The organism is Kitasatospora sp. NPDC057198, assembly GCF_042670125.1.
Taxonomy (GTDB): Bacteria; Actinomycetota; Actinomycetes; order Streptomycetales; family Streptomycetaceae; genus Kitasatospora.
In genome coordinates, this window is sequence record NZ_JBHUWH010000335.1 from 1 (window position 1) to 8852 (window position 8852).

Genomic DNA, 8852 nt, shown 5'->3' on the forward strand with positions numbered 1-8852 from the left:
GCCCGGGACGGCTACCCGCAGGCCGAGGCGACGAGTTCGCGGATGGTGCGGACGTCCTTGTTGCCCGCCAGGTAGCCGATGCCCCGGTGCAGGTGGATCGTCAACGCGCGGCTCAGCGCCTCGTCCGTCGGGGGCTCGCCGTCGAGTGCGCAGCGCTGCCGCAGCAGGGCGAGGTAGACGTCACCGTAAGTGCCCGCGAAGGTCTTCCAGGACATCTCGACGTTGGAGTCGGCGACGATCTCCTTGACGAGCGGCGTCGAAGGCTCGCGCAGGGAGAGGGCCAACGCCCAGCGGCACAGGACGTTCCAGTTCTTGATGCCGGTCGTGCGCTTCAGACTGACGAGCTGGTCGCGGGCGGGCTGGGACAGGCGGATGGTCTCAAGCGACATGCGCTGCTCCGGAGGTCCACCAGTAGCCCGGCCGGACCGAGGTGGTGAACGTGGTGTCGTCGTGTTCGAGGGTGTAGGTGTGGGCGATGGAGGGCATCAGGCGCTTCAGGAGCCGCTCGTCGATCTCCTCGTCGGTCGAGAGCAGCAGCACCTGGTGGCTCGCGCGCGGGAAGTAGCGGTCGACCAGGTGCTCGCGGTGGCGGCTGTCGAGGCGGCCGAGGGGGGTGTCGATGACGCTCGGGAGCCAGTTGCCGGCCACCCGGGCCAGACCCCAGACCAGGGAGACCGCGAGGAGCTGCCGTTCGCCCGCGCTCAGGCGACCGGGGTCGAGCGGCTCACCGTCGGCACCGATGAGGGTGAGCCGGTAGCGGTCGGTTTCGATGCGCAGGTCGCGGACCAGCCCGTTCTTGCGCATCAGCTTGGTGAAGCTGTCGAGGACCGCGACCTCCAGGCGGTTGATGTGCCGCTTGATCAGCGCCGCGCTGAAGGTGTCGAGCAAAGCGCGCTGGCGGTCGCAGTACGCGATCACGCGGGACACCTCGTCGGCCCGGACCAGGGTCTTCACCCGGGCCTCGTGGGCGCGCTCCAGCTTGGCGGTGAGGGCGTCGCGACGGTTCTTGACGGCGGTGTGCACCGCCTGCGCGCCGTCCAGATCGGCCTCCAGCATGTGCACCTTGCGCAGTGCCGCGGCCCGCTGGTCGATTCGGGTGGCGATCGCCTTCTCATCGGGCACGCCGGCCAACTGGCTCTCGAGCGCCTCGATCTCGTTCTGCTGCTCGGCGGCGCGCTCCAGCAGTTCGCGAGCGTGCTCCTGCTCGTGGGCGAGGACCTGTTCGAGGGCGGTCAGCTGGCTGTAGCCGTCCGAGGTGAGTTCAAGGATGCGCTCGGCGGACCCGACCTCCTCACGGTGCCTGCGGTCGTGCGCCAGGTGCTCGGTGAGCGCGCTCAGGTCGCCGGCCGAGAGCAGGCCGGCCAGCCGGTCGAGCACCTCCTGGTCACGGGCGGCGAGGACGTCGAGGACCTGGCCGGCCTCGGACGCCTGCTGTTCCACCGCGGCCTGCTTGCGGACGGTGGTGAGCTGCTCGCCGAGCAGCAGCAGCGGGAACGGTCCGGCCGCCAGGGCGACCAGGGCCTCGTTGGTGGCTGCGAAGGACTTGCCCAGTTCGGTGTGGCGGGTCTCCAGCTCGCGGCGACGGTCGAAGAGCTCGCCGCCGTCCTTCTGGAAGGAGTGCTCGGCGTCGTCGAGCGTGACCTTCGCCGCGTCGAGCTGGGAGCGCAGCATGGCGACCTGGGCGTGGGCCGCCTCGACCTCGTGCTGCACGGCCTCGTGCTCGGACTCGAGCTGGCGGATCTGCGCGATGCTCTCCTGCTCCTCGCCGGTCAACTTCTGCCGGCGCTGCAGAGCGAGCAGGTCGGTGCGCAGCTGCTGGACGGTGTTCACACCCAGGAGGGAGTGAATGGCGGACTCGACGACGGCCGAAGCGCGGTCGGGGTCGGCCAGCGATTCGATCTTCTCGCCGTCGAAGAAGAAGAGGGAGCCGATCTCCAGCGGGAGGATGTCCTCGACGTGGTCGGCCCAGCCCTCGCTGACGCCGCGGTCCCACTTCCCGTCGATGAAGACGGTGACGAGCTCACTGACGTTCTTACCGCTGACGGCCCACTTGCGGTACAGGTTGTAGACCCGCTCCGTGCCGTCGACGGTGATGGAGAACTCCAGCTCGATCTCCGAGCCGGTGGCGGGATCGGCCTGGCGGTTGATGCATTCGCGCAGGTAGGCGTCGTAGCTGCGGTTGCCGCGCCCGCTGCAGCGGGCGCGGGGCCCGTAGAGGGCGAGTTGCAGCGCGTCGAGCAGGGTGGTCTTGCCGCAGCCGTTCATGCCACCGATCAGGACGATCGGCCGGCCGGGCACGGTGGCGAGGTTCAGGGACTGCTCGCCCCGGTAGGCGCCGAAGTCGTGCAGTGTGAGGTTACGCAGGAGCATCGGCGTCCTCCTCCTCTTCGTCGGTGAGCGGCAGGTGCTCGGCGATCTGGTCGCGCAGCTTCTTCTTCTGCAGGGCGTAGGCGTGGGCGTCTTCCTTGTTCTCGAAGAAGCCGTTCTTGACGGTTCGCTCGAGAGCTTCGAACAGGCCGGACCGCCGGGTCATGGTGCGGAACTTCCGCTCCACCTCAAGGAGCTCCCGAGCGGTGCCGAAGAGCAGCTCGTCCCCCTCGCAGGCTTCCCGGAGCAGGTCCATCTCGTCGGCGCCCAGGGTCAGGTGCTCGTCCAGGGGGCGTCCGGGGAAGACCTCGCCGGTCGTCTCCTGGTAGATGCGGGGGAGGGAGTCCTCGACCTCGTGCTTCTCGAACACCCACTGGCGGCGGATCTCGTGGAGTTCCTCCATGGTGACCAGTTCGAGGTCGCGGACCTCTTCCGGGCCGTTCGCCCGCACCCAGGTCTGGGCCTCGAGCAGGTCCCGCAGCCAGGTCTCCCGGGCCTCCTGGGTGTAGGGGCCGTGGATGATGCGCTCGCCGAACAGCTGGACGCTGCCGTTCATCCGGCGGAAGTCCCGCAGCTTGTGCTCCTCCTCACCGGTCACGTCCAGCTTGTCCCGCAGCTCCATGAGGGGCGTCATCCACTTGCGCTCTTCGACGTTGTTCACCATGGCGACCATGGACTTGTCCTTCTCGACAAGCGTGCAGGTCCAGCAACCGAAACGGCTGTCCCCGCAGGAGGGGGTGGTGTTGTCGACGACGAGCGGGCACTCCTGGTCCTCGGAGGCGCTCATGTACATCGCCTTGAGCTCGGTGTTGGAGTGCCCCCAGGCGTTGGCGACCTGCTCCAGGAACACCCAGACCTCCTGGTTGCTCCAGTCCTCGATGGGGCTGTAGACCAGCGAGTTGGGCAGGTTGGCGTTGGGCGACAGGCGTTCCTGCACGCGCCGCTTCTCGTGCCGGGCCATGGCGCGGGCGCGGGCCTGGCTCTCCTGCTTGCGGATGCCGAGCACGAGGATCGCCTCACCGTGCCGGCGCACGACGCGTCGGATGAACGAGTTCGACGGGCGGATCTTCATCCGCTCGGTGCACCAGCGGAACTTCGGCCGGGGCGCCGGGTAGCCGCGCCCGATCAGATTGACCCAGAAGGTGTCCTTGAGCTCGGGCGTGAGCCGGTGCGGCTCGATCGGCAGCCCTTGCTCCGCGGCGGCGGCGCGCATGCTTTCCAGCGAACGCGTCACCCACAGCGCGACGACGGGGTTCTCCACGAGGGTGTCCGTGCTGATCACGTAGACCGGCTTGGTGCGCTGCTCGGCGGGGAGGTCCCGCAGCGCGGTCCAGACGAGCTGGAGCACCGCGGTGGAGTCCTTGCCTCCGCTGTAGCCGACCACCCAGGGGACCTCGTCCGCCGTGTACAGCTCCCGGATCTCCTGGGTGAGCTCGTCCACGACCTCCCGGATGGGCCGTCCCGCGAACAGCAGGCGGGCGTCGGCGGTGGGGGTACTCATGCGTCTCCTCGCTTGTAGGCGTCTTCCGCGCGCTGCTCGTCCGGGCTGAGCCGCATGCCCAGGGTCTGGCGCAGGTAGTTCACGGTCAGGACGACCTGGTTGTGGCTCTTGGAAACCCGGCCGCCGATGAGCGCCCGGCCCTCCCAGGCGGGATTGGCACGGGTCCAGTCGACCGAGGAGAGCTTCTTGAGCCGCTTCTGCCACGCCGAGGCGTTGGTCGAGTCGCGGAGCAGGGTGCTGCCGATGCGGCCGAGCGCGTGCAGCGCGATGCCGTGGCTGTGGATGTAGTCGTGGCGCACGTCCGGCGCGGTCATTTTCCGCTCACGCACCAGGCGCCACTCGGGGATGAGCGTGTCGACGAATTCCCAGTAGCCCTGTGCTAGCGCGGCCGCCTCGTCGCGTTCCAGCTCCAGGCCCTGGAGCAGTGCCTGGTTGGCCGAGTGCAGGGCGCTGAGGGTGAAGAGCTTGCGGGAGCGTGCGGAGAGGGTGCTGCTCTCCATCTCCACCTGCTGCTTGAAGACCGGGGACTTCAGCGCGAGGAGCCTGGTGAGCGTGGCGATGACGTCGCGCTGGTCGTAGAGGACCCCGATGGACCGGGAGGGGCGGACCGCGTGCCGGTTCAGGTCGGCGAACATCTGCTGGGAGCGGGCCAGGCCGGTGTCGTGGAAGAAGACCACGGCGATGGTCTCGTCACCCAGGTCGGGGTTCTCCCGCAACGCCATCTCCACGGCGGCCCGCCGGTGCTGGCCGTCGTTGATCAGGAACTTGGCGGCCATGGGTACGCGGATCTGGCCGGCGCGCATGCCCGGACCCTGACCGGCGACGCTCTCGAAGACGATGTCACCGTCGATGGAGGCGGTCAGTGCGCTGAAGACGTAGTCGTCCGGGTTGTCGAGGATGTAACGCATGAGGGCGGGGATCCGCGCCTTGTTGAGGACGCGCTGGGCGCGGACCTCCGGGGCGATCTCCTCGTCGTCGAAGAGGAAGATCTTGGGGATCAACCGCAACGGGCACATCGAGACGAAGAACTCCCGTCCCGCCTGCACCCCCCGGATCGCGGGGAAGACGTACTCGAAACCGATCGACGTCGCCTCCCCCGCCACAGGCGCCACTCTCTGATCAGTCACAGCGGTATCGTATAGAGCCCTGTACGTTATTTCAAAGACGTACCGGATTGGATTCCTGGCGGGGAGAATGACGATGACAGCCACGTACCTGGATGCCGCTGCCACCACGCGGGTGGACCCGCGTGTTGCCGAGGTCGTGCTCCACTGGATGACCGAGGAGTTCGGCAACGCCGGTAGTCGCACCCACGAGTACGGGGCGCGGGCGAAGAAGGCGGTCCAGCGGGCGCGGGAGCAGATCGCCACCCAACTCGGCGCGAGCGCAGGCGAACTGATCTTCACCAGCGGGGCGACGGAGAGCAACAATATCGCGTTGCTCGGACTGGCCCCGCACGGTGAGAAGACCGGCAGGCGGCACATCGTCTCCTCGGCGATCGAGCACAAGGCGGTGCTCGAGCCGTTGGAGGAGCTGGAGCGCCGGGGCTTCGAGGTGGAGCTGGTGGCACCGGACGAGCACGGGCTGGTCAGTGCGGAATCGGTGCTGGAACGGGTGCGCCCCGACACCCTGCTCGTCTCGCTGATGCACGTGAACAACGAGACCGGGGTGGTCCAACCCGTTGCCGAGCTCGCCCGGGCGCTGCGGGAGACGCCCACCTACTTCCACGTCGATGCCGCGCAGGGCTTTGCCAAGCTCCCCGAGGACCTCACCTCGCCCATCGACTTGGTCAGCATCAGCGGCCACAAGATCGGCGCTCCGAAGGGGGTCGGTGCCCTGCTGACTCGCCGACGGCGCTGGGACAGCATTCCGCTGCAGCCGCTGATGTTCGGCGGCGGCCAGGAGCGGGGCCTGCGGCCGGGCACCCTGCCGGTGCCGCTCATCATGGGCCTGGCCAAGGCGGAGGAACTCTTCCGTCAGGAGCACCGGCAGTGGCGGTCGGGCGCGGAGGCGTTCCGGGAGGAGCTGATCTCGGCACTGGCCTCCACGCAGTACCGGGTCAACGGGGACGCCGCGCACACGGTGCCGCACATCCTCAACCTCACCTTCGAGGGGGTCAGCTCGGAGGCGTTGATCGTGCGCCTCCAGCAGGTGGCCGCCGTCGCCACCGGCTCGGCGTGCACCAGCGCCTCGTACACGCCCAGTCACGTGCTGCAGGCGATGGGCATGTCGCACGAGCAGGCGGCCAACGGGCTGCGGCTGTCCTGGTCCCCCGCCCAGGTCGAGGGGTTCGACCCGGAGTGGTTGATCGAGGCGGTCAAGCAGTTCCAGGCATAACCGCGGCGGGGCGGCGCACCAGCCGGTGCCCTCGGAGGAGCCGGCCGCAGCGGACGAGTTCCGCCTCCCAGCCCAGTTCCGTACCGATCAGGTGCGGCCGGTCGTAGAGCCCGGCGCGGACCTCCGCTTCGGTCAGCCTGCGGTACTTGGCCGCGTCGGGGTCGTCCGGCGCCAGGAACTCCTGCTTGCGGTGCAGCAGTGGCCGGTCACCCGACGCCGCGTGGGAGAGGTGCGTGGTCTCCAGGGTCCGCATCTCCACCGAGTAGGAGGTGTGCAGTCGGGGGTGCGGGTCGCTGTCGAAGTCCGGGTAGTCCAGCCAGCCGGCGGATCGGCCCTGGTGCAGGAGTTTGAGCACCGTCCAGGACTCGGGCCGGCCGGCGGCGATGGCGGCGCAGTGCTCGTACAGGCGGAGCACCGTGGGCAGGCGTTCGACGGCACGGCGGTGCACGTACAGGGCGGTGGGGGTGAGCTTGCCGACTTGTGAGGCACGCATCGCGTCGCGCACGTAAGCGTCGTCGCGGAGTTTGAGGAGCAGGCGGTCCGCACGTTTGCACGCCTCCAGGTAGGAGGAGAAGCAGGAGCGGACGTCGAGTTGCACCGGCAGGGGCAGACCGCCGAAGGGGCCGCGTCCGTGGAAGAGCTCTACGGCCAGGAACAGCAGTGTGTTGAGCGTCGTGCGCCGCGCCCCCTCCGAGACTTTCACGGGGTCGGCGGAGCGCCGTACCAGCCGCTGGAGCTCACTGGCCGGTAGGGCGCCGAGCAGCTCGGACAGGGGCGCCGGCATCTCCTCCAGCCGCGGCTGTCGCCCGCGACGCTCGGTGAAGTCGACGACCGAGGCGATCGCGCTGGTAGTGCTGTCCGAAGCGAGCCAGTCGGCGTCCGGAACGATCTTGCGCGCCAGCAGTGCGATCCGGGCGGTATCGTCCCGGAAGGCATAGACCACGCCGGGCGCTGCGGAGACGCAGCGGACCCCTGTCACCTCCTGGACGAGGTCCCGCAACTCACGGGTCTCGAAGAGGTGTTGGAAGGTCTTTCGGCTGGTCACCACCCCGTCCGCGAATTGGTCCCCGGTGACCTTCCCCCGTTCCCAGACCAGGCGGGTGGAGACCACGAGCACGCTTCTGGCCAGTTCCCACGCGCGTGACAGGGTCTCGCGCCGTTCCACGGGGTCCTCGATCACGTTCAGTACGTAGGTGACCAGGACGGCGTCCGCGCGTTCCGGTGCGGAGTCGGGAAAGTAGTACGGATCCCAGCCGGTGGCGGCGAAGTCCATCCTGCGCAGCAGGCGCACGTCTCCGCCGCGCCCGCAGCCGTAGTCCAGGACTGTCGAATCGGGTCTGATCTGCTGGTCCACCAATGCTTGGCGGGCGGGCATCGACAGACCTGACCTGGATATGGCAGTGAGTCGACGCTCGATCTGCCGCGATCCCGGCATGTGCCCACCTCAACCTGTTGCCTTCACGGGGTTGGCGGCCAGTCTTCCAGTACTGCTCGGAGCCATCGAAATCGAGCTGCCCCGGAACGGGGCCGGGACCGTGGTGGCCGCCGGGCCCCGTCCGAGGCATCGGGTCGCGTGCTAGTGCCGCGTCAGCACCTGGCGGCGGGCCGGTTGCGGACCACCAGGTCGGTGGTGCCGGTGGTGCCGTCGAGCCGCAGGACGCGCTTGCCGGTGTCGGCGGCGGGGTGGACCTGGTCGCCGCGGTTGCAGGAGAGGCGCTGGGCGCCGCCCTTGCCGTCGGCGGGGAACCGGTGGAGCTTGGGGAGGGTGGTGTGGGACCAGCTGGTGGCCGGGGGAGGTTCAGCCCGGTGACGGTGACGGTGACGGTGACGGTGTCGTCGGAGGCGGTGAGGGAGTAGGCGTAGAGCGAGGCGGGCCCGTCCTCGGGGAGGAGGGCGGCGGGGTGGTCGCCGTCGAGGTCGGCGCGCTCCACGGACGCCTTGCCGCCGTCCTGGGCGTTCACGTCGCGGATCCACACGACGCCGTCGGCGGTGAGCGCGGTCTGGCCGACGCCCACGGTGGCGGTCGGGTCGCCGGGCAGCAGGACGGTGCCGCCGGTGGCCAGGTCGTACACCTCGGCGCCGAGCTCGAAGCCGGTGGGGTCGCTCCACATCTTGGCGTAGGCGATCCTGCCGTCGCGCAGCGAGGCGAAGGCGGTGGCCAGCTCGTGCCGGCCGTTGTCGACCATGCCGGTGGCGCCGGTGGCGCCGGTGGCGCCGGTGCGCAGGTTGACGAAGGTGACGTGCTGGAGGCCGGTGTACGGGTCGATCACCGTGTAGGCGGCGTAGTCGCCCGGCGGTGCTCCCGGCGGTGCTCCGACCGTCTCGAACGGGGGGCCGGAGGGTGGACCGCGGGCCGCGCCCGGTGCCCCGAGCGGTGTCCCGGGCGGTGTCTCGAACACCGTCCCGGATGGTGGACCGGAGGGTGGAGCGGGTGCCGCGCCCGGTGCCCTGCCGCCGGGGGCGGCCGAAGCCGCCGGGCCGCTGACCTGCGGAAGCGCCGCTCCCACCGCCGGGGCCGGTAACGCCCGAGTAACACCGGCTGCCTAGAGTCCTCGACAAGTGCTGCGGGGCCCGGGAGGAGGAACCGGCGTCCCCAGCGGTGCCGCTCATCCTCGGGCGCGCCGGCCGCGGACCCCCCGGTCCCCGG

The 8852-nt window shown here is 69.7% G+C and carries 6 protein-coding genes; 1 reads left to right on the forward strand and 5 read right to left on the reverse strand.

The window, feature by feature from the left end; all coding sequences use genetic code 11:
- Positions 1-11 precede the first annotated feature (11 nt).
- The 4 genes from dndE to dndB are packed head-to-tail and all read right to left on the reverse strand — an operon-like array spanning position 12 to position 4995.
- A complete protein-coding gene (dndE, locus tag ACFUEL_RS28940) occupies positions 12-389 on the reverse strand; it encodes a DNA sulfur modification protein DndE (RefSeq protein ID WP_380239719.1) in 378 nt (125 codons plus the stop codon).
- The gene (gene dndD / locus ACFUEL_RS28945; protein WP_380239720.1) at positions 379-2370 is read right to left on the reverse strand and encodes a DNA sulfur modification protein DndD; all 1992 of its coding nucleotides are present in this window, start codon (positions 2368-2370) and stop codon (positions 379-381) included. The genes dndE and dndD overlap by 11 nt, the downstream gene beginning before the upstream one ends.
- Positions 2357-3868 carry a DNA phosphorothioation system sulfurtransferase DndC gene (gene dndC / locus ACFUEL_RS28950; protein ID WP_380239721.1) on the reverse strand — a complete coding sequence of 504 codons (1512 nt, stop codon included), beginning with the start codon at positions 3866-3868 and terminating at the stop codon, positions 2357-2359. Before dndC ends, dndD begins: the two co-directional genes overlap by 14 nt.
- Positions 3865-4995: a DNA sulfur modification protein DndB gene (gene dndB, locus ACFUEL_RS28955; RefSeq protein ID WP_380239722.1), complete on the reverse strand. Its 1131-nt coding sequence runs from the start codon at positions 4993-4995 to the stop codon at positions 3865-3867. Before dndB ends, dndC begins: the two co-directional genes overlap by 4 nt.
- A gap of 73 nt (positions 4996-5068) precedes the next feature.
- Here dndB and dndA point away from each other — a divergent pair, with 73 nt between their 5' ends.
- Positions 5069-6205 (forward strand): cysteine desulfurase DndA, encoded by a 1137-nt coding sequence (gene dndA, locus ACFUEL_RS28960; protein WP_380239723.1) that lies wholly within the window; start codon positions 5069-5071, stop codon positions 6203-6205.
- Here dndA and ACFUEL_RS28965 read toward each other — a convergent pair.
- Positions 6186-7640: a DNA phosphorothioation-associated putative methyltransferase gene (locus tag ACFUEL_RS28965; protein WP_380239724.1), complete on the reverse strand. Its 1455-nt coding sequence runs from the start codon at positions 7638-7640 to the stop codon at positions 6186-6188. The genes dndA and ACFUEL_RS28965 overlap by 20 nt on opposite strands.
- Positions 7641-8852: the final 1212 nt, after the last annotated feature.